This window comes from Novosphingobium sp. Gsoil 351, from assembly GCF_009707465.1.
GTDB lineage: Bacteria > Pseudomonadota > Alphaproteobacteria > Sphingomonadales > Sphingomonadaceae > Novosphingobium.
On sequence record NZ_CP046120.1, the window covers coordinates 1,268,948 to 1,295,284 of the forward strand.

A 26,337-nucleotide genomic window follows, 5' to 3' on the forward strand; every position below is an offset into this window, starting at 1 on the left:
GGCTACATGAGAACGAGCCATACCCACCCCTTGCAGATCGCCTCGGTCGAGGTCGCGCCCGGCTTTGGCCGGGTGGGTCTGACGCTGTGCCCGGGCAAGCACCAGGTCTCCGGCCTGACCGGGCCGTGGCAGCGTGATCTGGCGGTCGACGTGGCAGCGATCGCCGCGTTCGGTGCGGCGGCCGTGGTCACGCTGATCGAGGATCATGAGTTCGAGGCTTTGCGGGTGCAAGGCCTTGGTGCAGCGGTGAGCAGCCAGCATATGGAATGGCTGCACTTGCCGATCTCTGACAGGGGCGTGCCCGGCGATGCGTTCGAGGCGCAATGGCGATGCGTTGCACCGGGCCTGCGCGCGCGGCTGCGCGACGGGTTCGATGTGGTGGTCCATTGTATGGGCGGGCTGGGCCGCGCCGGCACGATCGCATCGCGGCTGCTGGTCGAGCTGGGCATGGCTCCCGATGATGCGATAGCCCGGGTCCGCGAAGTTCGCCCCGGTGCGCTGGAGACCGCCGAGCAGGTCAGGTTCATTGAATCGCTCGGCCCGGTTCACGATCCATTGCCCGCGAGCGATGCGGATGGTGTCCGCGACCGCGCCAGGGGAGCGCTGCTCGGCCTGGCCGTGGGCGATGCGATCGGCACCACGCTCGAGTTCACATGCCGCGATAGTTATGCGCCGCTCACCGACATGGTCGGCGGCGGACCGTTCGGGCTCGAGCCCGGACAATGGACCGACGATACTGCGATGGCGCTGGCGCTCGCCGATAGCCTCGACCAGGACGATGGCTTCGCTCCGCATGATCTGTCGCATGGCGCCGCGAGGGTGCGTATTCGTGCACTGGCAGCTGCTTCGATATCGGCGTCACCACCGCGCAGGCACTTTCCCGATTCGAGCGCAATGACGACCCATTCGCCGGCTCGCTCGATCCCGGCACCGCGGGCAACGGCTCGCTGATGCGGCTCGCCCCGGTGGCGGTCCGCCATTGGAACGATCGCGATACCTTGCGCCAGGTCGCGATCGATCAGAGCCGCACCACCCACGGTGCTTCGGAAGCAGTCGGTGCTTGTGCCGCCTATAGCGAGATGCTGGCCGAGGCGATCGCCGGGGTTCCGCGCAAGGCCGTGCTTACGCCCTCACCTCTCGCCTATTCCGGAGCCATCGCCAGCATTCTGCGCGGCTCGTGGCGCGGCAAGTCCCGGGCTTCGATCCGCTCGGGCAGCTATGTGGTGGAATCGCTCGAAGGCGCATTGTGGTCGATCGGGCGGACCGGCGATTTCCGTTCCGCGGTGCTGACCGCGGCCAACCTGGGCGACGATGCCGATACCACCGCGGCGATTGCCGGGCAGCTGGCCGGTGCCATCTACGGCGCCTCGGGCATCCCGGCCCAGTGGCTTGTCAGGCTGGCCTGGCGCGAGCGGATCGAGGGAATGGCGGATCGGCTGTTTGCGAGATCCGTCGATCGCTGACCCGGATTCGGTTGCGGTGGTCAGGCTGAGCTACAGCCATACCATGCAGAAAGCGCAAGGCTGGACCGTTTCTCACGCCCGATCGTTTGTCATGCAATGTCACCGGGGCCGCCGCCGAGCGGCTTTGCCGAAGGGGAACTCAGTCATGCACCACCGTCTCATCTTAGGGTTGGCTGCCGCGACAGTTCTGATCGCGCAGCCGGCTGCTGCCCAGTACTCGAGCCAGGATCAAAGCCGGGTTGGCCGGGTTTCTGGCGAGATCGCGCGAACCGTCGAGGAAGCCGCTCGGGCCATAGGCACCGTCACCGATGCGTTCGATCGCAGTGTGTACCAAGCGCGGTATCGCGGCCCGGAACTTTACGCGATCGATGCCTGCCGTCCGCAAGTTGAACGCTACGGGCGCATGCGGGTCGACGATGTGCGGCCCTACAGTAGGAGCAGCTTCAGGGTCTATGGCGTCACCGAGGGCTATCGCAGCGTTTATGGCGATCGTTACCGCAGCGACGACTTCGGACCGCGAAGCTTCAAGTGCACCGTTGATCGTGACGGACGGGTGAAGGTCAAAACCAAGCGGCTCCGGCGCTATTGAGCGGTCTGGCCGGCGACCCCTGCGTGAGGCTTAATGGAGCAGATTAGATTTGCCTGAGCGGTCGTGCGATCGGCCGATGGTCATCGTTCTGAGTGGGCGTAAGCGACCCCCAGCTCGATGGCTACGGTGCTTGCTGGTCTGGGCGTGGAAGTGGCGGCAGCAAGCCAAGTGGGATCCACTTCTACTTCCTCGCGCCGTCCCATACCCTCGAGCCAGTTGGTCAGGTAGGACTGCCCGCGGTCTGCGGCGTAGAACTGGCCGGTACTAGCCGAGCAGTCGAGCGCGTACTCCCAGTTGTTGGCGCGCATGCAGACGGTGCCTTCCGCACCATAAGGCCGCAGCGCGAGTGCGATTATGTGCTCCGCGCTGTTTGCATCGAGCGGTCGATAGGCTGCCAGACGCAAGCGACCATCTTCGCGCGATGCCATCGCTGCGATCAGCGCCTCGCCGCGCTGGATGGTCACTATCGGGCCCGTCAGATCAACCGGAGCGATCTCGATCCACCACTCGGCCCCCGCTGCACTCGCCTCTGTCCGCCCATCCTGGGGAGCGATCAGCTCGGCGAGCCGGACCATGGCTGGCTCATAGCTCATCCAGTCCGCATCGCCGGCCGCACTTGCTTGCTGCAACCCGTGGAGCATCAGCGCGAATGGCAGGTCATCGCCGGCACCGACCATCTGATCTAAACCGTCGATCGATATCGGATAGCCGATATCGGGAAGGCCATATAACTCGAGTGCCTCTGGCTTGAAGACCATCTCGGGCATCAGGTCTGTTCGGCCGGTGTTCCCGGCCCCGCCTTTTCTATCTCACGGATCGCGTCGATGGCTTTGGCGATCGCCTCTGCCCAGGCCTCGGCATGAACCGGCAACAGCTGATCGACGGTGGGCGCTCCAGCGCCGTTGGTGCTGACGAAGCTGCGCCCCTTGTAATCGAATGCCACGACCCCGCCGATGAGGTCGGCAAGGCGCTGGTTGTAGGCGTTCGCCAGTTGCGCAGGAGCTGCCGCGGCAAACGGGTCGGTCCACACCTTGCCGTTCTTGTTGATGTAGCCAAAGTTGATGGTGCCCGCTGCCTCGGGAAAATCCGCCTTGAGGTTAAGGGCCGCTTTCAGCTCGGGATAGACCCCCAGCGGTTCGAGCAGGGTCACGAACGCCCTGATCTGGGCGGGGAGGCCCGGATCCTTCTTGGCAAGCGCTTCGTAATAGAGCTCCTCGCTGATGGTCGTCGCCTTGGTCGCGACTTTGGCGGACCCAGCAGCCTTCACGACCGCTACCCCGCTCTCGATCGTCACGACACCGCGTGTGATCATCGCGGTGCGCACGAGCGTGCTGGGAAGCGCGACGAGCTCGCCGGTCAACGGGTTGCGCCATAGCGAAAGCTCGACCAGCGCGAACGTAAAGTGTGACCCGGCATGGCTCTGGAGAAGATCGGCCAGCGCCTCGGTTTCGGTGCGGATGCCATCGCCCAGCGCCATCACCAGCATCCGGCCAGATCTGAGGTTGCGCGTCACCGCATCAATGAAGTCTTCCTCGGGCAGAGCATCGGGTTTCTCGGCAACAAGCGCGTGAAGCGAAGATACGGTCATCCCCTGCCCCTTGCAGCAGGCAGCCTCGAACACCTCATAGGGCATGCCCGTCAGCGCGGCGACATAATCGAGCGCCTGGGCAACGACCTCCCGCCGCGCCTGCGGGTTCTTCCACAGCTTGGCTTCCACCAACACCAGATCGCCGCCGGGGGTGACATAGAGATTGTCGATATAGCCGTGCGCGCATGGCACCTCGCGGGCAACCGCGAACAGCTCGCCAAAGCGCGGTTCGATATCCGCGATCGGCAGGATTTCAGGGTAGTCATGGGCCAGGGCTTGCAACCAGGCCTCGTTGTGCTTGGAAGCCGCCAGGTCGAGCTTCTCCAAGCGAACCTGCGCCTTCCCGGGACCAATCAGCACTGGAGTGCCGGCTGCCTTGCACACCGGCGGGTACGTCGCGGTCAAGCGCCCAAAACTTCAGGCGGTCGGCGCGAGGCCGTTCGACGGACTTGGGAAACGCGCCAGAGTGGGGTGTCTGTGTAGACCATAAGTGACGCCACACATGCTTGGAACCCCAGGCAAGTCAACGCCAATGTGACTGATCGTCTGTAGATCGATCGCCGACACGGGTGTTGTTGCCCGGCCGTGGACATCCGTCAGCGCCTCGGCCGAAATGTACGTCGTCTCCGCGAGGAGAAAGGCTGGAGCCAGGAGGACTACGCCGACCGCGCCGGGATCCACCGCACCTACGTCAGCGATATCGAGCGAGGGAAGCGCAACCCCACGGTGACCGTGGTGGAGAAGCTGGCTGGGCCGTTGGGGGTGTCAGCGGGACGGTTGCTGGATTGAAAGGCGGGTGCGCTTTGGGCTCGCTCGGCTCCGTCAGGGGCGGTCGGTTCAGAGGCTTTGACGGGTGACACGGATTTCCTGCAGTCCGCGACGGAAGATGAGTTGCCCGCCAATCACAGTTGCGGCGACTCGCTCAGCGGTTAGGTCGGCGAGAACGTCGGCGAATGTCCCTTCGCAGATAATGAGGTCAGCTGGCTCACCTATTGCCAAGCGTCGTGGCGCCCCACCCGGATCGAGCGGATGGCCCATATACAAGCGCAGCGCCGCCATTGCCGGCAGGCGCTCACGCGGAGACAGGATGTGTCCGTCCATCGTTCGGCGGTCGCGAGCCGCCCGCATTCCGAGCCACGGATCGACTGAGCTGTATGGTGCGTCGGAGCCGGCAGCCAATGGAACCCCGGCCCTTGTGATACTCAAGGCGCGATATAGTTCGGCCCATTCGCCTTCAGGAACTGTCGCGTGATAGCGATCGCCGCGGTCGTGGATGAAACCGGGGTTGGTGACGACGGTCAGCGGGCTCGCTGATATGACCCCTAAAGCGGCATCTGAAATCATCCCGCCATGCTCTATCCGGTCGCCGCGACGCGCCCCGCCCGCCTCGTTCAGCGCCGCGAAGTAGAGTGCGAGTTCCGCCGCAGTTGTGCAATGTGCCGCGATAGCACGTCCCTGTTCGCGCCCAGCAGCGATCCGTGCAGCCAGCGTCGTCGGGTCGGGGGGATCGCGCTCATCGATCAGCAGCTTGAGCGGTCCACGCAGATAGCGCCCATCCTCGGGCAAACTTTCGTCGCCCATCAACACTAGACGTTGCGGCATCGCGTCGGCCAGAGTTGCCGCTTCCGTCGGGCCATTATGCGCGCCCGCGTCAGTGAGGCCCGTCAACCCCAAAGCGGCAAGCTCGGCGCCCAACCGGGAAAGATCGGGCAACAAGCGCGGCCAATGCTTTCCCAGCCAGTAATCCTCACGCCAGAACCGCCCGGTCGGTCGTCCCTCGTTGTCTCGCTCCGCGCCAGGGGGCAGCTCCCAGGGAAGCAAGGCCAGCGCTGCTGAGTTGAGCACCCATAAGGCCCCGGTCCGGTCCTGCAGTCGCAGTGGCCGGTTACCACTCCAGCAGTCGAGCATGATTCGGTCGGGCAGTCCGGCGACGCGCTCATCATAGGCGACCGCCCGAAGCTCGGTGCCTGTAGCGGCGGCAAGCGCTGTCTCGATGCCCGCAACATCCCTCTGCGCCGACAAGTCGACTGAGCCCGCGCGCGCCGCCGTGGCCAGGATGTGGAGGTGGTGATCGTGCAGCCCAGGAAGTACCGTCGCTCCGCCGGCGTCAAATTTCTCAAGTCCGACGTCCGCTGTGCCGATGCTACTAATCTGGCCCTTGGCTAACGTCAGATCGACGAGCTCCCCGCTCCATAACCGGACCTTGCAGATCGCTAGAGTCATCCGGCCATGGCCCGCGCGTAAGTCGCAGCTACGCCCGCCAGCGGGATGTCGAGGCGACCGAACTGCCCCGTTCGGAGCGACTCAAGCGCGGTCAGCGCGGCCTCCAGCCCGGTGAGCGGATCGGCGAGCGCGTCACCCATAAAGCGGGGCTCTCCACCTTCCCGGCCCACCAAACCACCAGCGAATGCACAATCGTCACCGAAGCCGACCCGATCGCTACTCCAACCATGAGCGGTGATCGCCACCCAGATCAATCGGAGATTATGATCGAAAAGCGCTGACGTAACGCCCAGCCGAGCCAGTGCATTCGCGCGTGCGCTCGTGACCAGGACGTCGGCGTCCCCAATCTCTCTGAGAAGTCTTGCACGTCCATCGAGCGTCCGCAGGTCGAGCGCTAGCGACGTTTTCCCTGCGTTCAGCCAACCGTCGAGTCCGGGCGAATTCAGCGCCACCGGGTCGGGTCGGGCGAGATTTTGGATCCGCACAACGATAGCGCCGGCTTTGGCAAGCAGACCGGCGCACAAGGGCCCGGCCCACAGCGCGGAAAGATCAAGCACCCGGATCGGGCGCCCCGGGCCGCCCTGTGCGAGCCGGATAGGCCTGGCCTCGGCGAGCCTAGAAGCCGGGAGTTGGAGTTCGGCTGCCGCCGTAACGAAATCGTCGGTAGTGCGCGCCGCAGCAAAGCGCTCGATCGTCGGCCAGTCATCGCCAAGGTCCGCTGTCAGTGCGGGAATAAGATCAACATCGTCTGACCTAGCGAGGTTGAGTGCGACCCATCCATCTCCTGCGCGCATGATCCGACAAGAGCCATTTGCCGAAACCTTGCCAGGGTCCTGCAGCCCCCCGAGCACATCGCGGGTAAACAGGCGGTCTGGTGTTACCGCAATCGGCAGCAAAGCGAGCCGCTCGCGCACGCACTCGCTCAATTTCACGATCATTTCATTATCATGTCGAGCAGACCCCAAGCGCGGCCCTGCGTTGCACCAATGCGCAACCCGGACAGCGCGAGCCAAGCAGTGCGGTGGCGGCCGATGCGGCGTGGCAGCGTCACGGTCCCACCGGCGCCGGGAATGAGGCCCATCTTCAGTTCAGGAAGGTGAACAAATGTATTAGGCGCGGCAAATATCCTGGCGCAGGCCGCAGCCATCTCGATACCGGAGCCGATGCAGGCTCCGTGGATCCGCACTTCGACACGGTCCTTAAGTCGATGCAACAATGCAGCGCAGCTGCGCGAAGTGCGAACGACGTGCGCCGCAGCAAGATCGCTGGCGGAACCGAACTCGGCAATATCGCCTCCACTGGAAAAACAACGACCCTCACCGCGCAAGGAAAGGGTGGGTTGGCTCGGATCTTCGACCACATTGGCTAGGGCTTCGTAGAGCGCGTCGCGCATTGCGGCGCTCATGGCATTGCGGGTCGACGGGCTAGCGAGCACCAGCGTTACGCTGTCATCTATGCGGTCGTAGTGCACGGATCCGCCGGCCGGTTTTATCAAAGAACACTTCGACTTCCGCCAATCCTGGAATTCCCCGCCTCCAAGCAACGCTGAATAGGCAAACGATTCTACCGCGAGCGCGTCTTCGAAGGACAGATTTTCGCTTAAACGCAGCACTTGCGTCAGTACCGTGGCGGCAACTGGAGATCGACCGATGTTCTCCCTGGCCTGCTTGAGCTGCGAGTTCAACCGGGCCATCGGTATGCTCACCCAGGGCAACGGGGCTTCCATACGTGTCGTGATTAGCACGTCGCACTGACTAGGATCGATCTCGGGCACGGCACCACCACGATCCACCGCGATCACGATGGCTGCGCGCGGCTTTGGCGCCGGCAACGCATCGGCATTACACAAAAGCAGTGGTTCGCCGAGCAAGGGGGAAAACGAACTGTCGAGCAAACCGTCGTGAGCCATAGTGCACCATCAACCGGTGCGATCGCTCAGGCAAGCTCCGCCTTGTATCGACTCCTGTGCTCGATGATGTTCGTTAGGGGCGGCTCGCGCGACGCGCCTCTCGTGACTGGTTCAGAGCGCCGCGGGTGTGGTCGAGAGGTCTTTAAGCGCGGTGCCGATCTGGGTCCTGTTGGCCGATCGGGTGAACCAGCGCCATTGCCTCTTCGTTGGGGCGGACCTGGGCTGATTTTCGGTCGCGTCACGTACGAGATGCACTGGTAACGCTGAAATAGCTGCATGCTCTCGGTTGCGGAATCGTCGCGACTGACGATTGCAAAAAACTTGCTTGGTGCTTGATCGGAAAATCCAGTCAGCTGTGATAGAACCGACTTTATCACGGATACCGCCCAAGGGAGAATGAGATGGATCAGCACGTCTATAAAATCGTTGAAATCGTTGGCACGTCGGGATCGAGCATCGAAGACGCGATTCAGACCGGGATTACTCGCGCCGCCCAGAGCCTACGCAAAATCGGCTGGTTTGAAGTTTTAGAGACACGTGGCCACGTCGTCGATGGACGCATTGACCGTTACCAAGTGACCATGAAGCTTGGTTTCACGCTCGAGGGAGTGGCGAGTGAGTCACTTTGAGGCTTCGGGCGATCTATCCCCTTAAAATTGCAGGTGATGGACTGTCGTCAAGCAGCGACTGCCGGAACCCTTACCCCGAGCATGCCTTGCAGGCGGCCATTGACGATATCTTCCGCCTCGCCGACGATCCGGTCTATCAGGTTCTGCACCGTCGGAATGTCGTGGATCAGGCCCTGGATCATGCCCGCCCAGAACACCCCCTTGGATAAGTCGCCGGTTTTGAGCAGTTCGCGCCCAGCGGTGCCCGCGACCAGTTCCTGGACATCCTTGAACTTCGCATCGGGCGCGCTGAGCCGGCGAACCACCTCCGTCGAGACTTCGCTCTTGCCGACCCGCGCGGTGTTCTTGAAGTTACGGAAGATCAGGTAAGTACCGCGCTCGTCGTTGTCGATGTACGCTTGCTTGACGCTGGGATGGATTTTGGCCTCTTGCGTCGCGCAGAAGCGGGTGCCCATATTGATACCGTCTGCGCCGAGAGCCAGGGCGGCGATCAGCCCGCGGCCGTCGCCAAAGCCTCCGCTGGCGAGCATAGGGATTTTCACTTTGTCCGCTGCGGCCGGAATGAGGATCAGCCCGGGAATGTCGTCCTCGCCGGGATGGCCGGCGCATTCGAAACCATCGATGGAAATCACGTCGCAGCCGGCCTTTTCCGCAGAAAGCGCGTGTCGCACTGCGGTGCATTTGTGGAGGATGACGATGCCGTGGGGCTTCAGCATCTCCCAGATTTCACGCACCGCCGGGGTTCCGGCGGTCTCGACGACCTTCACCCCGCTGTCGATGATCGCCTGTGCGTAAGCCTTGTAGTCAGGCGAATTAATCGTCGGGAAGACGGTCAGATTCACTCCGAACGGCTTGGGGGTCATGCTGCGGCAGCGCTCGATCTCGTCGCGCAGCGCTTGTGGCGTCGGCTGGGTAATTCCAGTCAGAATGCCAAGGCCGCCTGCATTCGAAACGGCGCTCGCCAGTTCGGCCACGCCCACGCCCTGCATCCCACCCTGAACGATCGGATGCTCGATTCCGAGCAGTTCGGTAATACGGGTTTTGAAGGGCATGGTCGTCTCCTAGGCGGGAATCTCGTTGAACGGCACGCCCTTGTCGGGTCGATAATCCTGCGGAAGACCGAGTATCCGTTCGGCAATAGTGTTTAGCAGCATTTCATCCGCCCCGCCGGCGATACGTCCGGTGGGAGCGTTGAGCCAGCTAGCCGTCCAGTCCTCCTTGACGAACGAGTGAGGGTCAAACGCAAACGCAGTGTTGCCCTGAAGGTCGATGGCAAGCTCAGAAAGTCTTTGCCTGCTGCGCACCGAAAATAACTTGTTGAGCGCCCCTTCCGGACCCGGCTCCATCCCCGCCTCCATCATTTTCATGGCCCGTGCAGTGATCGCATCAAGCCCGCGGCGCATCGCATAGTTGCGCGAGATGGCCGAGCGGACACGGCCATCCTGCAGCGCGGGCTTTCCGTTGATCTGGAGCTGGCGCGCCAGCTCAATAAACAGGTCGAGATGCGGTCCGGACCCCGCGCTGTCAGTGGCCGCGTACCGCTCGATCATCAGCGTTGCCATTGCGACGGCAAAGCCTCCGCCGACAGGGCTGATCCGCTGCGCATCGGTCAGTTTGACGTCGTCGAAGAACACCTCGTTCACGTGGCTGTCGCCGCCCGCAAGCTTAATCGGGCGAACCTGCACTCCCGGCGCTTTCATATCGACCCAGTAATAGGTGAGCCCTTTGTGTTTGAAGGCGCTGATATCGGTGCGGGCGACGATCACGCCGAAGTCGCTATACTGCGCCCAACTGGTCCACAGCTTCTGCCCGTTTAGCTTCCAGCCGTTACCGTCGGGCTCGGCCCGGGTGCGCAAGCCGGCAAGGTCAGAGCCAGCGGCGGGCTCGGAGAAAAGTTGACACCAGATTTCTTCGCCACGGAGTGCCCTTATCACCCGTTGCTTTACCCATTCACGGTCCTGACCGAAGCGGATGAGAACCGGCACCGGCATTCCAATCGAGACGCTAAAATATCCCGTCGGCATCCGGTACCGCATTTCCTCGGTGTCGAAAGTGATCTTGTGCAGTGGGGACAGGCCCTGCCCGCCAAATTCGACCGGCCAGTTAATACCTGAGAAGCCCGCCTCGTATTTGGCCGCCATATAGCGCCGACCGAGGGCCAGGTCGCCGCTAGGCGAGAGCTCGTGTCGCGCTTCCGAGCCGAAGGTTGCAGCGACCGAATCAAGCCACGCGATTGACCGCAAACGAAATTCTTCAACGCCACTCATGCTGCAACGCCCGTGAGTTGGTCGGCGAGAAAATCCTCCCAGTACAGCATGTTCCCCTGCTCGATAGCGAGGCTGCGCGCCCTGCGCATGTGGAGATGGAGCCCTAGCTCCCATGTAACTCCGATCCCGCCATGGATCTGGATGCAGTCGCGCGCGGCAGTGTCATACGCCTCCGTCGCCGAAATCCGGGCACAGGCCGCAGCCTCCACGAAGTCGGATTTTCCTACGCGGGCTGCAGCATGAATTGCATTGGCCCGGGCGATCTCGATCAGGCCGTAAAGTTCGGCGATGCGATGCTTGACGGATTGAAATGCTCCGATTGGCTGGCCGAAGGCCTTCCGGTTCAGTGCATAGTCGCGCGCTGCACGCATCAGCGACTCTGCCCCACCCACTTGCTCGAACGCGGTAACTACGGCCATCCGGGCAAGCACATCGCGCGCCAGCGCAAATGCGCGTCCGCCTGTGGCGATGATCCTGATGGGGGCCTGCGCAAAAGCGAGATCGGTGTGAAGCCGCGCATTGTCGAAGCCGGCCACCGGCGTGCGTACGGCGTCACCCCCTCGACGAGGCCAAGACACGGCTCATCCCCGGCAACGGCCCAGACCAGCACCAAGTCGGCGGCCAGCCCCCAGGGACGCCCTCTTTTGCGCCGCTCACCCTGGCTGCGGAGACTGCTGTCGTCGGTCGAATCGCGAGGGGTTGCTGGCCCTCTGCGAAAGCAATTGCAGCGATCGCGGATCCATCGGCGAGCCGGGGCAACCAGATGGATTTGCTCTCGTCGTCGTCACAACCCAGTAACGCCACTGCAGCTGCATAGCAGGACGTCAGAAACGGGGCGCCGGCAGTATCGACGCCGCATGTTTGAGCCACGAGTCCGAGCTCCATGAGCCCCAATCCTACTCCACCTTGGGCTTCGGGAATACCGATTGCCGACCACTCCTGCTCGACAGCAGTGAGCCAGAACCCCCTGTCCCATTCCCCAGTAGTCTCGACGAGATCGAGCAGGCGCGGAAGGTCAGACCGCGACGCGAGGACCCGGGCCGATTCGGTCAAGATCGCTTGCTGCTCATCGTTTAACAAAATTGACACTTCAAACCCTCCTTCCGGACCTTACCTATATAACTAGGTAATATAAGGTCAAGGCGTGACCGCGCCGGGGGGGTGGGGTTGTTCGAGAAGTCATTTGGCGTGTGCCAGGCTACGAGCCCGCCGTCGCAACTCTTGCTTGAGGACTTTACCGATTGCGTTGCGGGGCAATTCGGAGACGATCTCCAGTCGCTCGGGCGCCTTGCCGGGCGCCGCGCCAACGGAGGAGAAATAGGAGCGCACCGACGCAATCGTCGGTTGCGGGCCGAAACCGGTAACGACGAAGGCGCAGACGATTTCTCCCAGACGCTCGTCGGGGGCCGCGACAACAGCGGACTCGGTGATGTTCGGATGCGTGAATAGCACGTCCTCTACCTCGCGCGAGGAGATGTTCTCGCCGCCCCGGATGATCACGTCCTTTATGCGGTCGGTAATAACGAGATAGCCTTCCGCGTCGCGGCGGCCGATATCCCCGGTGCGGAACCAACGGTCGGGTAGAAACGCCTGGGCGTCGAGGGCGGGGTCGAGGTACCCTTGGAATAGCTCCGGACCACGCGTGACCAATTCGCCTTCCTCGCCCTCGGGCAGCTGGCGCCCTGCCTCGTCGACGAAAGTGATTTCGCATCCGCAGGTCGGGCGGCCTTCGCTTCCCAGCCGCTTCGCAATTGGATCGTGCGGATTCCCCGCAGTGACCGTTGGATGCTCGCTGGATCCATAGCTGCGGTATGGGCGCAAACCGCGAGCCTCTGCCCGCGCAATGAGGCCGGTCGGGACAGGAGCGGCCCCGACCAGACAATTGACGAGGCTCGACAGGTCGCGACTGTCACGGTCGGCAGCATCGAGAATCCCCTGTAGATGGAAGGGGGTGAATGAAGCCGAGTTGATCGCGAAGCGTTCGACAAGTTCGGCCGCAATCGCGGGATCCCACTGGTCGGTAAGCACAAGCTCTGTTTGCCCTGCCAGGAACCGCATTAACGTGATTGCCCCGGCAACATGGCCCGGCGGCCATGGCGAGAAAACGCGTTCGACTTCCAGCTCGCGACGCTCCCAATTCGTCGCCACGATCTCGGCCAGCAAGGAGCGATGCGAATGGCGCACCCCCTTGGGATCGGCCGTGGTGCCGGAGGTGTAGACCAGCATCGCCATGGTCTCGGGATCGACTGTCATTTTAGGAACCGGTTCGCAGGGCTGCTCAAACACACTCCAGGACAAAGCTTCAGATGGAGCTTCCCCGATTACGATATGGTGCTGGAGCGTTGGCAAGGATCCGCAATCCGCCAGGATGCGCACGAAGTCTGCTTTTCGGAAGCGGTCGGGGGTGATGAGAACTTTTGCCTTGGACTGGCGCAGGATGAAGCCGAGTTCCTTCGCACGGTAGGTCGACACCACGGGAAGCAGAATAGCACCGCAGCGCGCAATCGCGACGGCTGCAACAAGCCATTCCGACCAGGCTGGCAGCTGCACCGCGACAATGTCTCCAGGCTCCACACCCAGGCGGTGGAGCGCCGATCCCACTAATTCCCCCCGCCGATAAATCTCTCCTAGTGAGAGATCTGCAGGACGGACTTTTGAAACGACCACAAGACGCCGGTCGGGGCTGGAGGCAGCGGCCCGCTGGTAAAGCTTATCCAGCGTTGATGCTCCGGCGGTCATCAGGCGATGATCTTGGCTTCTCGGTACGCCGCGATTTCGACGTCAGAATAGCCGATCTCTCGCATGATTTCGTTTGTGTGTTCGCCGATCGCAGGACAAGCGCGGCGGAAGGCGACCGCCAGGTCGCCAAAGTTCCAGAATGCGCCTGGCTGTTCGACAATCCCGTAGAGCGGCTGCTTGAGTTTCGAGACGAGATTCAAGGTATGATTCGCTGGATCGTCGAAGAAGCGGTTCATCGCATCACGAAATTTTACCATGTCGCAAGGCACCCCAGCCCACTCCAACTCCGCGAGTAGTTCAGGTGCCGCTTTCGCACGGGCCTTTGTTGCGAAGTCATCTTCGTCCGAACCAAGGACCGAACGCATACCGGCCCGTTGCTTTTCATTCACCGCCGCTACGGCAATCCATTTGCCCGCATCGCATTCGAAAATGCGGTGGTAGGGCGAGAAGCCGGTTTGGTCGGCCGTCAAGTGATAGGTCTCGCTAAGCGCACCGTCGGTGCCGATCAGGCGTTCACCTTGGGTGAATGCAGCCACCCCAAGTAGTGACGTCTGGGTAGCATACGCCCTGCCTTCAGAACGGCTAGCGTACAGCGAAGCCATCATTGCGACCAGCGCGCTTTGCGCGGTGCAGACATCCATCGTCCCGGGGCGGTTAAACACTGGCGGGTTGCCCTTGCCTGCATTCTCAAACTCCCAACCGGCAATGGCGTTAAAAATTGAGTCATAGCCCGGCCAGTTTCCGCGCTCCCCCATTTGGCCATAGGCACTAGAATAATTGAATGAGACGGCCGGATTGATACGTCTGATGTTGTCTTCGGTCAGGCCGAGCTTGGCCGCGCCCTTGAAGCGCATATTGTGGTGGACGACCTCGGCCCACCGGATGAGCCGCTCAAGGATGGGCTGCGCTTCTGGCTTGGTCAGGTCGAGCGCCAAGCTTCGCTTCGATCGGGCCGCAGCCTGATAATAGCGATGCATAAAGCGAATCCGGTCGCCCGTCAGCGCCTCCACCTTGATGACATTCGCGCCCATGTCGCCCATCATCGACGTTCCCATCGGGCCTGCCAGGAACATGCCTAGGTCAAGAATGCGTGCACCTTCGAGGACCTCGACGGGTCGCTCACTACCTGGCGCGACCTTTAACGGATCTAATAGCCAATCGACATCACCTCCTTCGCCCAACGTCGGCGCGCGGGGAGCGGGAAGGATCGCGCCATCGACGTGGATGGGAACGTTAGGCTGAATCGTGGCGCCCAGCTCAGCATCATCGACCTCCACGGCATAACCATTTACGTGGGCTTCAGGATGACGCAGGACTTCGCCCATCGGATAAGCCGGCTCAGCGGCAATATCGGCGGCCCTTAAATCGGCGAGCCACGATTCTAGCGGACGACGACGGAAAGCCTCCACCAATCCTTCACTCGAGTCGATCTCGAATCCTTCGGCGAGCACTTCCCACATCGTTGGCAGCGAACCGAAATCAAACTGCTGCGACGGGTCCATGATTTGCAACCAGTCACCGCCGGCACACTGGTAAAGCTGGTTACGCATCGGCCGCGCGGCCAACGGGTAGGGCTGTGGATTGGGCATCGGCCCCGCGGAATTCCGCGCCCATACCAGCGGCAGCGTTGCGAGGAAGCCTTGACAGATCGAGGTATGCGTCGGGCCTCCGCGGCCGGTTGCAAGCCGCAGTACCAAACGCGCGAGAATTCCTGCAGCGGCCAAATGTGCCGCCGACCACCCGCCTTGGCGGTAGCGGTAGACGATTGGGCCAGAACGATGGCCGTCGTTCTCGTATAAAACTCCGAGCCGAGCTGCGACCAGCAACTCATCGGCGGAGCGTTCCACATCAACGTGGCCGGGAGGGGAACCAGTGATCGCGCATGTGACAAGTCGCGGAAATCGTCTCGCCAGGCTAGAGTCGTCAAGCTGGCGCGCCGCTGCCCGCCTGGGCGTGAACTGATGTAGCAACACGTCGGCAGCGGCAAGTCTCCGATCAAGCTCGGTGCGACTTTCTGCGGCGTCGAGATTAAGTACGATGCTGCGCTTACCGCGATTCCAGTTCGCAAACGGTGCCGTTCCCCGCGCTGGGTCACCCCCAGCGCGCTCTACTTTCAGAACTTCGGCGCCCAAGGCGCTCAGCAATAGTCCGGCGACGTGAACGGCCATACCTTCACCGATCTCGACGATGCGCAAACCCCGCAGCATCAATTAGACCTTGCGGAAGTTGGGCAGCACCCAGCCGTCATTGATCGGCGTCCACTCGACCGCGACATTCATGCCAATATGTACGTCCTCCGCCGCGCAACCGGTAACGTTGGCGTTCAACCGCGCTCCCGGCGCGCCATGGAGATCGACCACGATTGGAACGTAGATGTAGTCCTCGCCATCTTTTGGGTTCTTGTTGCAGATCGCAAAGCTGAAAACGGTCGCTGTGCCGGGTAGTGTCGGCCATTCCTTCTCGCGGCTGAGGCATTCGGGGCAGAAAGCGGTCGGCGGCATACGGAACGCTCCGCACGCCGCGCACTGACACGCGGTCAGGCGACCGTCCTTGGCGGCCTCCCAAAAGGGTTCGGTGTCGGGATTAGTGGTTATTGCAATCTGCTCGCCCGGGAGCAGGCGCGCAGGGCCATATATGACGTCAGCCATCATGCGCTCCTCAGGATAAGGCTTGATACCGGAAGCGACGCTGGACCGCCGGAGACCAGTGCAAAATCAGCATCTTTGACCTGGTTGATCGCGGTGCCCCGGACCTGCTCGACCCCCTCGACGATGTGGGTCATTCCGATGATGTAGGCTTCGTTTAGGTTGCCGCCGTGGGTGTTCACCGGTGTGCCACCGTTGACGCCTTTGCCGGTTGCGGGATCGTAGCGCAGCTTACCCGCGAGAACGTAGTCATTGCCTTCGCCTTTCGCGCAGAACCCGTAATCCTCGAGCTGCAACAGCACCATCGGGCTGAAGTGATCGTAGATCAGCGCAACGTCGATGTCCCTGGCGGTCAGCCCCGATTGCGCCCAGACCCGATCGGCGGTGAACTTGTGGCCCGAACTGGCGAAATGCGGATCGGGCATTCCCATCCAGGCAAATGCCCGGCCCCATTCGCGCTGGCCGCCATGGGCGCAGGCGTGGACCACTGCCGGCTTGTGGCGGCAATCCTTGGCACGGTCCATCGTGGTGGTGATCACCGCCACCGCGCCATCTGTTTCAAGGCAGAAGTCGAGCCGCCGCAGCGGATCGGCGAGCATGACCGAAGCGTCGTATTCTTCCTTGGACAGCGGGGCTTTGCGCACCGCCTTGGGCCGGTTGTGGGTGTTGGCGCGGGTAGCCATCACAACTTCGCCGAACGCATCCTGGGTGGTTCCGTAAAGGTGCATGTGACGCCGCGCGAGCACGCTCATAAGGTGGCCCGGACCGACCAGTCCCGAAGGCTGGAGGAAACTGTTTTCAGGATTCGGCGCCGCCGAGCCGAAAACCACGCCAAGCCGGTGCTGGGGCAACTGCTGGAGCGCCATTACGGTGACCGCATACTTGCAATCCTCGTTGACGAGCCCCGCGGTCGCCAGACCGATCGCGCCTGGGCAGCCACCGCCGCCGCTGGTCAGCGTCGCGGAGAACGAGACATGGGGCATGCCTAACGTCTCCATCAGCGAGGCGGTGTCGAACTTGTCCAGATAGCCCGCGCCCGCAGTCGAATAGTAGGAGAACCCATCGATGTCCTTGACGGTGATCCCGGCGTCAGCGCAGGCGTTGATGATCGCCTCGCCGGCCATGTCATTGATCGTGCGCGGCCAACTCTTGCCCCGTACGTAGTAGTCCGTCGCGCCCACGCCCACGATCGCACATTTGTCCTGGTTCGACCAAGCCACTCGGCACTCCTCTGCTGCCCATACATATATAACTAGGTGTTACATCCCTTGGCAAGAGGAGTGTCGTACCTAAGCGAAATGCAACCGCCGATATTTCCCGCGAAAATAAAGCAACGGATCGCGCCGCGGCTCAAAATGAGCGCACGTGACCTCGCCGACGAGGATGAAGTGGTCGCCCGCCTCGTGAACGGCGGCGCGACGGCACTCAAACGAGCTCAGTGAGCCCGAGAGCACCGGCACTCCTGACTCACCGTGGCTCCAGTCGGTCCCGGCAAATCGGTCCTGGCCTTTGCCAGCAAACAGGTTGGAGACCGGTTGCTGCCCGATTTGGAGAACGTTGACCGCGAAGGACTCGACCTCACGAAGTGCCTGAGCACTGCCCGCGCCGTTGGCTATGCACACCAGCAGAAGCGGCGGATCCAGTGAGACCGATGTGAAACTGTTGGCAGTAAGTCCGATTGGCGCGCCGTCGGCTCCATGCGCGGTAACGACCGTCACTCCGGTGGCAAAGCAACCGAGCGCATCGCGCAAGGTCCGCGCATCCGAACCGGCCCGGAACTCGATCTCGTCCCTGGGTTGCTTGCGTTCGAGGAAGGCGAGCAGTATCGCATTGAAGGCCTCGGTACGGTCGCCCACCACGAGATGACCCGCATCCTCAACGTCGAGCCGCTCCGCATCAGGCAGTTGCGCAACGAAGGCGTCGGCGTCCTCGCTGCGGTCGAGCCGCGCCATGCCGCCGCGGACGAATAATGTCGTCACATTCAGCTTTGGAGCGACTTCGAGAAGGCGATCGGCCACGAGGTTGAGAGGGAAGCCGGCAACCGCTCGAGAATCCCACTTGGGATCGGCTTGATCTGCCAGATCTTGCAGGCGCGCGCGGAGCCGTTCCGAGGCCTCGGGATCGCTGCGGGCGGGCATGTCCACAAGGACCAGCGCCGCCGCCAGCAGCGCAGCGTCGCCCTCGAGCGCGACCGCCGCGATCCACGCGCCCAGCGAGGCCGCGACAACCACGGGTCGCCCCCGAGCTGGGCTAGCACGGCGCGAAGATCCGCCGCGTGGGCGCTCAGGTCGTAGCGGCCGTCGGCGGGCCATTCGCTTCCCCCGTGCCCCCGTAAGTCGAGCAATATTGCTCGCCGTCCCGCATCCACCAACGCGCTGGCAATGTCGCTCCAGACTGCTCGAGTTTGTCCAGCGCCGTGGACAAGCAAGACCCCGGGATCGCGGGCATCACCTAGGATTTCAGCCTCGAGGCTGACCCCGGCAAACCCCGTAAATTGCACAATGGTCATCGTTCCGCCACTCCCGCCTGGACAAACCATTCCTCCAGCAATGCCGATCGGCGACGCATCAGCAGACGCGCTATATCCTCGTCACCTTCGAGCACTGCCTTGCAGATCGCTGCCTGGAGTTCGCGAGCTTTGCGTCGATCTTCCGACGCGCCAAAGAAGCGGATCCGCTCCTCCTCCATTCCGAAAGTGTGGCCGATCGCCATCACGAGTTCGATTGCAGGATTGCCGGTCATTCGGGTGAGAAGCGCGACAAGATCATTTTCCGCCCTGACTGTGTCCCCCGGGGTTTCGGCGTCAGGAATGGTCTTCGCGAACTCAGCCAGTTCGAGGCGAAGTCCAGGATCGGTGCAACGGGCGGCCAAGGCCCCGGCCTGCTCTGCGATCAAGCTATTGACCACAAAAAGGTCATGCAAGGTCGCCCCGTTGAGCCGGAGGTACCGCGCGACCGCCCGGACCGAATCGGTCGCGTCGGGACGATCGGAGTATAGCCCGCCGCGCTGTCCGCGACGGACGCTGATCAGGCGGTCGTTCGCGACCATCTTCGCCGCCTGGCGCAGGGTCGGGCGGCTCACTCCAAAGCGTTTCAGCAGATCGTCCTCGCTCCCGAGGTAGCGGCCGTCCTCACCTTCGAGGCTCAGTTCGGCAAGCTGGCGGGCGGTGCGATCAACGCGAGTAGGGGGTGCAGTGGTCATAGGCTTATAGATATCTCTTTAGCCCATATGTCAAGATTATGTTGCCGCGTGGCCCATTAACAGATATCTAATTAGCGACTCGCGGCGACCACTGACGCCAAAAAAGCAGGAGAGGCACAATGAAATCCTTCGTTTTCAGCGCCGATAGCCACATCATGGAGCCGGCCGATATCTTTCTCGAAGGACTCCCCGCGAGCTTGAAGGACCACGCTATTTACAGCCGCAAGGAGGGTGAGTTCCTGATCACCGGGACTAAGGACAAGGTCATCCACCGCCTGCGCGTGGGCCAGCACCGCGAGAAGGACCTCGGCGACGTCCAGCGCAAAGGCATTCGCGAAATCCCGGGCCGACTCGAGGACATGGAACTCGAAGGCGTGGATGCCGAGATCTGCTTTCCAAGCTTGGGCCTGTGGCTCTACTGCCTTGACGACCCTGAGGCGGAGGCGGCCTCGGCGCGGCTCTACAACGATTGGAACGACCGATTCTTAGGCACCTATCCCGACCGTTTCGTACGCTGTGGCATGCTGCCGGTGCTCGACTTCTCCAATACTCTTGCCGAGATCGATTACCTGGCGAGCAAAGGCTTCACCGCGGCAATGTTGCCCGCGACCACCCCGGCCGGACTGCCCAAATACAACGACGAGGTTTGGGATCCGATCTTTGCACGCGCCGCCACGAAGGGGCTGGTTTTCGTGCTGCACACCGGCACGGGGCTTGCCACGGTGGTGGTCGAGCGCGGCCCGGGCGCAGCAATAATCAACTACACCAATCAGGCAATGGACGCTCAGATCAGCGCTATGTACCTGGTTTCGGGGGGGTGCTTGAACGCAATCGCGGAGCCAAAGTCGCGTTCATCGAAAGCGGCGCTTCTTGGCTGGTGGCGCTAGCCGAGCGGATGGACGAGGTCGAGGTCGCGCATTCCAATTTCGTCAGACCCAAGCTCTCGCGCCGTCCCAGCCAGATTATCGACGACCAGGTCTGGGCGAGCTTCCAGCACGATCGCGCCTGCATCATCGCCGCTTCTGCCGGACTTCCGGGTGCAAGGAATGTGATGTGGGGATCGGACTATCCCCATGCGGAGGGAACTTTCCCGATCAGCCGTCGCGTTCAGGAAGAACTGTTCGAGGGTATTACCGTTTCCGAGCAGGTCCGACGTGACATTCTGGGGCTGAACGCCGCGCGCCTATTCCGGATTGCGCCAACCGTCGCAACCAGTGAAAAGCTGGCGGCGTAGGGAGCTACGCGCATGCAGCGCGTGGCAGACCTGCGCCGATCGAAGGCGCATCCGGATACTGCGGTGTTTCCGCGGTTCGAGCGGACGGATTAGGGCGTCCGCCTCGAACATGGCTGCCAAGCAAGCAATGGTGGAGTGGCGCGCGTTCTCGACCTCCCAACGAGCTAACATTTCTCGCTCGAGGCACCGGCAGTGGCAGTGGCATATCAAGCCGTGCGACTGAATGACATACCGGCTGACGCCGGTAGGATCATGTGGAGAGGCTGAAGCCGTCCTTGGCGGCATGCTGGTTGAGGTAATTTTCGATCACGTCATCGGTGATGTTTCCCGAGGTTGTCGAGAAGTAGCCCCGTTGCCAGAAGCGCTGTCCCCAGTATCGTTTGCGGATGTGGTCGAACTCCTGCTGGATCTTGCGTGAGGAGCGGCCCTTGGCGCGACGCACAAAGTCACTGACGACAACGTGTGGTGGTATCTCGACGAACAGGTGGACGTGATCGCGCGACAGCGCGCCCTTGACGATGGTCACTCCCAATTCGGCGCAGAACTGCCGGATAATCTCACGCACCCGGAGCCGAACGTCGCCATGCAGCACCTTGTACCGGTACTTGGGCGACCAGACGATATGGTAGCGGTGGTGGAATTTCGTGTGACTGCCGGTCGAATGCTCCATAGCCAGTATCCTCGGGAAAGTGAGACTTCACGCCCTACAGGCGGTCTCACTTTCCCGAGGATACTGGCTATCAGGCGAGTCGAAGGCTGAAGCCAGCACCCGACTGAAGTCGGGGGGTTTTCTCCGCGCGTGAGACACTAAATCTGCACGCTCCGAACTTCAGGATCACTTACCCAAAGTAAAATTGACCTGGCCAATCGCCCCGTTGAATTTGAAAGGCATGCGATCGCGATAATCTGGAACAGCGGCGGTACCATCGTCTTCGCCAATGTCCAGTCCCTCGGTAGATTCAAACGTCAGGGGCAAGGTCCTATCGATCCGCCCACGACCAATAACAGTCCCGCTGTCCCTCAGCGTGATCTCGCCCCCTTGCCCATGCCACCTCCGTCGTAAACGAATTCGACCGAAAGGCGATGCTTGCCCGAGGCGATGGCACTCGTTGATTGAATGCGATAAATGACTTGGCCCGCCAGATTATAGCCGAAAGTAGGCCTTCCTTTATCAAGAAAGAAACTCCAGCCCGCGAAACGGCCGCCTTGCGTAACCAAAACTCCTTCCGCATTTTCGCTCACAATGACATCGGCACTGATTGCGAAGCTCTTGTTCTTGATATCGGGCGCGCTTCCGTTGCTGACGCGAGTGACGCCTGGATAATAGGTAAAATGGGTCTTGCCCGCCGTTGGGCTGGGCCGCTCCGGATTAAAAAGCCGCTCGATAAAGCGGTTGTCGAGCGGCAGCACGTTGTTGCGCTTGGCTTCGGACCACCACAACGCCTTCATCTCATCGAGCTTGGCAGGGTTCTTGGCGGCCAGGTCATTGGCTTGTGTCGGGTCCGCCGACAGATCGTAGAGCTCCCACGGCAACTTGTCGAAGTCTGCACCCGGCGCTTTGTGCCAAGGAATACCGTCCCGGCTTGAAGCAAACCATCCATCGTGAAAGACACCGCGATGGCCCATAATCTCGAAGTACTGAGTGTGTTTGTGAGTTGGGGCGCCTCGGGGGAGTCTTTCAAATGTGTAGGCCATACTGATGCCGTCCATCGGCTTCTGATCTACCCCATCGACTCGGATCGGTGCAGGAACGCCGATAACATCCAGAATGGTCGGCACGATGTCGTTCACGTGATGGAACTGGTCGCGCACCCCCCCCTGTCGGCTATGTGCTTGGGCCAGGTGACAACCATACCGTTGCGGATGCCGCCAAAATGGGACGCGACGGTCTTGGTCCAGCGGTAGGGTGTATCCGAAGCCCAGGCCCAGCCTGCCGGTAGCATCGGATGGGTTTCTTCCGATCCGAGCCCCCCAAGCCTCGATAGCATGTCTGGTACCGTTTCGGACAGCTTGTTCCCAAACGCCATGCTGTTCAATGATCCGTTGAGGCCCCCTTCAGAGCTGGCCCCATTGTCGCCGGCGATGTAGAATATCAGCGTATTGTCGTAGACGCCAGTCCGCTTCAGTTCGTCGATCAGTCGGCCGATTTCGTAGTCCGTCTGGGCTGTAAAACCCGCGTAATTCTCCATCATCCGCGAATAAAGCTGCCTTTGGTCCGCCGTCAGTGAAGTCCAAGAAGGGATCTCTTCCGGACGGGAAGTCAGCCGGGCATTTGCGGGCAATACGCCCAGCTTCTTTTGGCGACGGAAAGTCTCCACGCGATACTCATCCCAGCCAGTGTCGAACTTTCCCTTAAACTTCTCAGCCCACTCCTTCGCCACCTGATGAGGCGCATGCGTTGCGCCCGGAGCGAGATACATCAGGAATGGCTTGTCGGGCGTAACGCTACGCTCACCGCGCAGCCATGCGATCGACTTGTCGATCAACAGCGCCGTTAAGTGGTCACCCTTCTTGTCTGCCGACACTTCGATTGGACGGTTGTTCTCGTAAAGACTCGGGCGCCATTGGTCCATCTCGCCGCCATTGAAACCATAAAAATATTCGAAGCCCAGTCCGCCGGGCCAGCGATCGAATGGTCCCGTGGGCCCACTTTCCGCGTCGGGCGTATTATGGTTTTTGCCGATCCACGCCGTCGCATAGCCATTGCCCTTGAGGATCTGTCCGATGCTGGCGACCGACTTCGGCCAGACGTTGTTATAGCCCGGGAACCCAGCTGAAAAATTCTCGATGATCCCGAAACCCGCGTTGTGATGGTTGCGACCCGAAAGCAGCGCCGCGCGAGTGGGCGAGCAAATTGCGGTGGTATTGAATGCTGTGTAGCGAAGACCGTCCTTGGCGAGGCCATCGAGAACCGGTGTGGCAATGGGCGACCCGAAGGTACCCATCTGACCATAGCCAACATCGTCGAGCAGGATAATGAGAACATTGGGCGCGTCCTTTGGCGCCGCGGGCGGTCGTGGGAAGTCCTGAATTGAATCCGCAGCCAGCGTCTTGACTACGCCGGCAAACGGGGTTTCCGGCTGAGGCAATATTTGCTGAGCTACTCCCATTGTTGAGAGACTGGTAAGCACGACGGCGAAGACGACGGCGCTCAATCGGACATTCCTGCCGAGACCTACTATGGGAGCGTCCGCGACGCCGCGTTTGCCGGCAATTTTAAGCACCGAATCCACTCTCCTCCGCCTAGCGCGCCAAGCAACTTCGCTCGATTCCGACGCTTGTCACCCGTTCAGCCTTCGGACACCACCGGAAGTTAGGGGGAGGAACCCTGAAGCTCCTCCCTTCCTGTCCACAACGTTGCGTTTCAGGGCCTTCGCATCCGCTTGGCCTAAAACTTGACGGAGGCGGTCACGCCGTAGGTGCGCGGCTCGTTGTAGGTGGCAGATATGTACCCAACCGGCGCCACAAGCTGGTTCTGGACGAATTCACGTTCATTGGTCAGATTGCGGCCGAACAGCCCGATCTCGAACCGATCGAGGAATTCGACCGAGACGCGCGCGTTGAGTAGCCCCAGCGATGGCCCTGTCGTTGCGGCGACAATCGCACCATTCTCCGGATTTGGAGCGTAATTGTACGTATCCAGAGGAACCTTGCCGCGCCACGCGTAATCGGCATGGAGGTTAATCTCGGCGTCATCTCCGACCGGTCGACTGTAGTCCGCCCCAAGTGCAAACTGCTTCTTGATCACTGCGCTGAACCGCTCGAATGAACGATCGCCGGTAAGGTCAGCATACTTTACATACTTCGGATCGATTAAGGAACCAGAGACCGAAAGTGTCAGACCCTCAGCAACCAAAGCGGTGATTTCGGCTTCGGCTCCACGGAATCGCGCTTTACCTGCATTTCCCAGAACCGTTGCAGCACCGCCGACGCCGCCCGGGGCGGGGATCAGCGTCGAACGTTGAATGTTTTTCACGTCTGAGGTGTAAGCAGCCAGATTCACACGCAGGCGCCGATCCAGAAATTCACCTTTGAAACCAACCTCATAAGAGTAAGCTGTCTCAGGCTGGAACGGAATGAGGAAGGCCGCGGACGGGGCGCGCAGATTTTGTCCGCCCGAGCGGAAACCCTTGGCCGTCTTGACATAGAGCAAAATATCTTCGGACGGCTTGTAATCCAGTCCGGCAGTGTATGACCAGCCGGAGAAGTTATCTCGGCGCTTTATTGCACATTGAGGCGCGGCTACGATTTCGGGCCCGATCACGACTGGTACGCCCGCGATAACAGAGCAAGCTGTCGCGCTGGTGATCCGATTAAAATTATTATTTCGGCTTTCGAGCCCTTTGTCGTCGACCGAATATCGACCCCCACCCGTGAACGCGAGTTCGTCAGTGATGTGGTACGTCGCTTGCGTGTACATCCCGATGCTATCGTTATCGATGCTGCCCCAAACGTGACTGGTTTGCGGATTAAGCGTGGGCGCCGTGATGGAAAAAGATTGTTCGAAGCCGCTTTCATGAAAGGCAAAGGCGCCAACTGCGAAGTCGAGCGCATTGTCGAGGGCTTTTCCGGTGAACTGAAGTTCGGCCGATTGTTGCTTCACTGACTGCTGGCTCTCAGTGAAGTGAATCGGAAGGGCGGTCCCTTCGAGGTCGATACCCGAGAAGGAATCGATCTTACGGTAGCTGAGGATAAGCTTTGCTTCCCCCAGCCGGTGTCAAGCCTGCCGGTCGCGTTGTAGGTTTGCGTCTTGGCATAGACGTAAGGCACTTCGTTGTTCGCGGTAATACGCCCACCGTTAGCCAGACGGGCGATCTCAGTGTTGAGAATGCCGAGACCGACTGCAGGCGCCGTGACTGCGGACGCGCCATTCGCCAAACCAGCAAAACGAGCCGCCGTGTTCGCCGTATTATACGTCGAATTGGCGCCACTAAACGAACCAGTAACATAAGCCAGATTGCGGCTCGGCGCAACCTCATCTAGCTTAAAATATTCTCCAGAGAGTAATACGCTGAAATTATCGGTAGCCTGTACTAGAACCTTGGCGCGCGCCTGCCAACGATCGCGGTCATCCGCCTTGATACCATTGAGATTGCCCGTGCGGGGCTGCCGCTCCACGACCGCGGTGCCGAGGGGAACGATGCTGGCGGCAGTAGCAGGAACGCTGTTAGTGGTATATCCGTCACGGGAGAACCGCTTTCCGGCTAAACGGATCGCAATTTTCTCACCAAGCGGAATATTGACCACGGCCGTCGGCTCGTACTCGTTGAAGCGCCCGTAACTCGTGGATAGTTTGCCGCTAAATTTGCCCAGTTGGGGATCATTGGAATTGATCAGGATTGCGCCACCCGTGGTGTTGCGGCCAAACAGTGTGCCCTGTGGCCCTTTAAGGACCTGGACGGAATTGATGTCCAAAAGGTTGGCATTCAGACCGTACGCACGTGCCCAGTAAACTCCGTCGACATAGGTCCCGACCGAAGGATCGAGCGTTATGAGGGTGTCATTCTGCGCTTGGCCGCGCAAGGATACCAGGATGCCCGCAGGGCTATTCGCACCGGACCGCATGTACATCCCCGGGGTGAACGCGGCAATGTCCTGAACGCGGATGACAGACTTCTTGTCGAGTTCCTCGCCCGACAACACGGTCACTGCAACCGGAACTTCCTGAAGGTTCTCGTCAACCTTGCGGGCCTGGACGATGATCTCCGATAGCCCTCCTTCGGTGCTTTCCGTTGCCGTTTCATCGGCTGGAGCCGCCTGGGCGCATGCTGGTGCGGCGATCCCAATGGCAGCAACCCCGCTCAGCAGGAATACGGAAATAGGCGTGACGATCTTGCGCATGACAGGCTC

General features: G+C 61.2%; 27 protein-coding genes and 1 pseudogene. 7 read left to right on the plus strand and 21 right to left on the minus strand.

Annotated elements, in window-relative coordinates:
• Nucleotides 1–6: 6 nt before the first annotated feature.
• The 3 genes from GKE62_RS19375 to GKE62_RS06060 are packed head-to-tail and all read left to right on the plus strand — an operon-like array spanning nucleotide 7 to nucleotide 2,052.
• A complete protein-coding gene (locus GKE62_RS19375) occupies nucleotides 7–951 on the plus strand; it encodes a cyclin-dependent kinase inhibitor 3 family protein (protein ID WP_255453584.1) in 945 nt (314 codons plus the stop codon).
• Nucleotides 852–1,463 carry an ADP-ribosylglycohydrolase family protein gene (locus tag GKE62_RS19380; RefSeq protein WP_255453607.1) on the plus strand — a complete coding sequence of 204 codons (612 nt, stop codon included), beginning with the start codon at nucleotides 852–854 and terminating at the stop codon, nucleotides 1,461–1,463. The genes GKE62_RS19375 and GKE62_RS19380 overlap by 100 nt, the downstream gene beginning before the upstream one ends.
• Before the next feature lie 43 nt (nucleotides 1,464–1,506).
• The gene (locus tag GKE62_RS06060; protein WP_195908620.1) at nucleotides 1,507–2,052 is read left to right on the plus strand and encodes a hypothetical protein; all 546 of its coding nucleotides are present in this window, start codon (nucleotides 1,507–1,509) and stop codon (nucleotides 2,050–2,052) included.
• Nucleotides 2,053–2,132: 80 nt separating this feature from the next.
• Here the strand turns inward: GKE62_RS06060 and GKE62_RS06065 are convergent, their stop codons facing one another.
• The gene (locus tag GKE62_RS06065; protein ID WP_154691458.1) at nucleotides 2,133–2,819 is read right to left on the minus strand and encodes a hypothetical protein; all 687 of its coding nucleotides are present in this window, start codon (nucleotides 2,817–2,819) and stop codon (nucleotides 2,133–2,135) included.
• A complete protein-coding gene (locus GKE62_RS06070; RefSeq protein ID WP_154691459.1) occupies nucleotides 2,819–3,967 on the minus strand; it encodes a hypothetical protein in 1,149 nt (382 codons plus the stop codon). The genes GKE62_RS06065 and GKE62_RS06070 overlap by 1 nt, the downstream gene beginning before the upstream one ends.
• Before the next feature lie 258 nt (nucleotides 3,968–4,225).
• Here GKE62_RS06070 and GKE62_RS06075 point away from each other — a divergent pair, with 258 nt between their 5' ends.
• On the plus strand, nucleotides 4,226–4,429 hold the full coding sequence (locus tag GKE62_RS06075; RefSeq protein ID WP_154691460.1) for a helix-turn-helix domain-containing protein: 204 nt from the start codon (nucleotides 4,226–4,228) through the stop codon (nucleotides 4,427–4,429).
• A 48-nt stretch (nucleotides 4,430–4,477) separates the two neighbouring features.
• Here the strand turns inward: GKE62_RS06075 and GKE62_RS06080 are convergent, their stop codons facing one another.
• Genes GKE62_RS06080 through GKE62_RS06090 form a run of 3 tightly spaced genes read right to left on the minus strand, consistent with a single transcriptional unit; the run spans nucleotide 4,478 to nucleotide 7,772 of the window.
• Complete coding sequence (locus tag GKE62_RS06080) at nucleotides 4,478–5,863, minus strand: amidohydrolase family protein (RefSeq protein WP_154691461.1); 1,386 nt, start codon at nucleotides 5,861–5,863, stop codon at nucleotides 4,478–4,480.
• Nucleotides 5,860–6,777 carry a CoA transferase gene (locus tag GKE62_RS06085; protein ID WP_195908621.1) on the minus strand — a complete coding sequence of 306 codons (918 nt, stop codon included), beginning with the start codon at nucleotides 6,775–6,777 and terminating at the stop codon, nucleotides 5,860–5,862. The genes GKE62_RS06080 and GKE62_RS06085 overlap by 4 nt, the downstream gene beginning before the upstream one ends.
• A 20-nt stretch (nucleotides 6,778–6,797) precedes the next feature.
• Entirely contained in the window at nucleotides 6,798–7,772 is a 975-nt protein-coding gene (locus tag GKE62_RS06090) for an enoyl-CoA hydratase/isomerase family protein (protein ID WP_154691463.1), read from the minus strand.
• A gap of 401 nt (nucleotides 7,773–8,173) precedes the next feature.
• Here GKE62_RS06090 and GKE62_RS06095 point away from each other — a divergent pair, with 401 nt between their 5' ends.
• A complete protein-coding gene (locus GKE62_RS06095; RefSeq protein ID WP_154691464.1) occupies nucleotides 8,174–8,401 on the plus strand; it encodes a dodecin in 228 nt (75 codons plus the stop codon).
• A gap of 47 nt (nucleotides 8,402–8,448) precedes the next feature.
• Here the strand turns inward: GKE62_RS06095 and GKE62_RS06100 are convergent, their stop codons facing one another.
• The 11 genes and pseudogenes from GKE62_RS06100 to GKE62_RS06140 form a co-directional block, all read right to left on the minus strand.
• Entirely contained in the window at nucleotides 8,449–9,453 is a 1,005-nt protein-coding gene (locus GKE62_RS06100) for a nitronate monooxygenase family protein (RefSeq protein ID WP_154691465.1), read from the minus strand.
• Between the two features lie 9 nt (nucleotides 9,454–9,462).
• Nucleotides 9,463–10,668, minus strand: coding sequence for an acyl-CoA dehydrogenase family protein (locus tag GKE62_RS06105; RefSeq protein WP_154691466.1), 1,206 nt, complete (start codon nucleotides 10,666–10,668; stop codon nucleotides 9,463–9,465).
• Nucleotides 10,665–11,204, minus strand: coding sequence for an acyl-CoA dehydrogenase family protein (locus GKE62_RS18830; protein WP_230206953.1), 540 nt, complete (start codon nucleotides 11,202–11,204; stop codon nucleotides 10,665–10,667). Before GKE62_RS18830 ends, GKE62_RS06105 begins: the two co-directional genes overlap by 4 nt.
• A gap of 16 nt (nucleotides 11,205–11,220) precedes the next feature.
• Nucleotides 11,221–11,757, minus strand: a complete 537-nt coding sequence (locus tag GKE62_RS18835) for an acyl-CoA dehydrogenase family protein (RefSeq protein ID WP_230206954.1) — start codon at nucleotides 11,755–11,757, stop codon at nucleotides 11,221–11,223.
• 90 nt (nucleotides 11,758–11,847) lie between these two features.
• On the minus strand, nucleotides 11,848–13,407 hold the full coding sequence (locus tag GKE62_RS06115) for a class I adenylate-forming enzyme family protein (protein ID WP_154691467.1): 1,560 nt from the start codon (nucleotides 13,405–13,407) through the stop codon (nucleotides 11,848–11,850).
• Nucleotides 13,407–15,614 carry a CoA transferase gene (locus tag GKE62_RS06120; RefSeq protein ID WP_154691468.1) on the minus strand — a complete coding sequence of 736 codons (2,208 nt, stop codon included), beginning with the start codon at nucleotides 15,612–15,614 and terminating at the stop codon, nucleotides 13,407–13,409. The genes GKE62_RS06115 and GKE62_RS06120 overlap by 1 nt, the downstream gene beginning before the upstream one ends.
• A 3-nt stretch (nucleotides 15,615–15,617) precedes the next feature.
• Complete coding sequence (locus GKE62_RS06125) at nucleotides 15,618–16,055, minus strand: Zn-ribbon domain-containing OB-fold protein (RefSeq protein ID WP_154691469.1); 438 nt, start codon at nucleotides 16,053–16,055, stop codon at nucleotides 15,618–15,620.
• Nucleotides 16,055–17,272, minus strand: a complete 1,218-nt coding sequence (locus GKE62_RS06130; RefSeq protein ID WP_154691470.1) for a thiolase — start codon at nucleotides 17,270–17,272, stop codon at nucleotides 16,055–16,057. Before GKE62_RS06130 ends, GKE62_RS06125 begins: the two co-directional genes overlap by 1 nt.
• Before the next feature lie 69 nt (nucleotides 17,273–17,341).
• A complete protein-coding gene (locus GKE62_RS06135) occupies nucleotides 17,342–18,283 on the minus strand; it encodes a flavin reductase (RefSeq protein ID WP_230206955.1) in 942 nt (313 codons plus the stop codon).
• A gap of 56 nt (nucleotides 18,284–18,339) precedes the next feature.
• A pseudogene (locus tag GKE62_RS18840) lies at nucleotides 18,340–18,591 on the minus strand (alpha/beta fold hydrolase); the annotation flags it as partial.
• Nucleotides 18,558–19,253, minus strand: coding sequence for a FadR/GntR family transcriptional regulator (locus tag GKE62_RS06140; RefSeq protein ID WP_154691471.1), 696 nt, complete (start codon nucleotides 19,251–19,253; stop codon nucleotides 18,558–18,560). The pseudogene GKE62_RS18840 and the gene GKE62_RS06140, both read right to left, overlap by 34 nt.
• A 119-nt stretch (nucleotides 19,254–19,372) precedes the next feature.
• Here GKE62_RS06140 and GKE62_RS19385 point away from each other — a divergent pair, with 119 nt between their 5' ends.
• Nucleotides 19,373–20,140 (plus strand): amidohydrolase family protein, encoded by a 768-nt coding sequence (locus tag GKE62_RS19385; protein ID WP_154691472.1) that lies wholly within the window; start codon nucleotides 19,373–19,375, stop codon nucleotides 20,138–20,140.
• The gene (locus tag GKE62_RS19390) at nucleotides 20,071–20,487 is read left to right on the plus strand and encodes an amidohydrolase family protein (protein ID WP_195908622.1); all 417 of its coding nucleotides are present in this window, start codon (nucleotides 20,071–20,073) and stop codon (nucleotides 20,485–20,487) included. Before GKE62_RS19385 ends, GKE62_RS19390 begins: the two co-directional genes overlap by 70 nt.
• A gap of 250 nt (nucleotides 20,488–20,737) precedes the next feature.
• Here the strand turns inward: GKE62_RS19390 and tnpA are convergent, their stop codons facing one another.
• The 5 genes from tnpA to GKE62_RS06175 all read right to left on the minus strand — a co-directional run bounded on the left by tnpA (nucleotide 20,738) and on the right by GKE62_RS06175 (nucleotide 26,328).
• On the minus strand, nucleotides 20,738–21,157 hold the full coding sequence (gene tnpA, locus GKE62_RS06155) for an IS200/IS605 family transposase (RefSeq protein WP_154691473.1): 420 nt from the start codon (nucleotides 21,155–21,157) through the stop codon (nucleotides 20,738–20,740).
• A gap of 350 nt (nucleotides 21,158–21,507) precedes the next feature.
• Nucleotides 21,508–22,278 (minus strand): hypothetical protein, encoded by a 771-nt coding sequence (locus tag GKE62_RS06160; protein WP_195908623.1) that lies wholly within the window; start codon nucleotides 22,276–22,278, stop codon nucleotides 21,508–21,510.
• Complete coding sequence (locus tag GKE62_RS06165) at nucleotides 22,275–23,720, minus strand: arylsulfatase (protein ID WP_154691475.1); 1,446 nt, start codon at nucleotides 23,718–23,720, stop codon at nucleotides 22,275–22,277. The genes GKE62_RS06160 and GKE62_RS06165 overlap by 4 nt, the downstream gene beginning before the upstream one ends.
• Nucleotides 23,721–23,875: 155 nt before the next feature.
• Nucleotides 23,876–25,198: a TonB-dependent receptor gene (locus GKE62_RS06170; RefSeq protein ID WP_154691476.1), complete on the minus strand. Its 1,323-nt coding sequence runs from the start codon at nucleotides 25,196–25,198 to the stop codon at nucleotides 23,876–23,878.
• Complete coding sequence (locus tag GKE62_RS06175; RefSeq protein WP_154691477.1) at nucleotides 25,087–26,328, minus strand: TonB-dependent receptor plug domain-containing protein; 1,242 nt, start codon at nucleotides 26,326–26,328, stop codon at nucleotides 25,087–25,089. Before GKE62_RS06175 ends, GKE62_RS06170 begins: the two co-directional genes overlap by 112 nt.
• Nucleotides 26,329–26,337 lie beyond the last annotated feature (9 nt).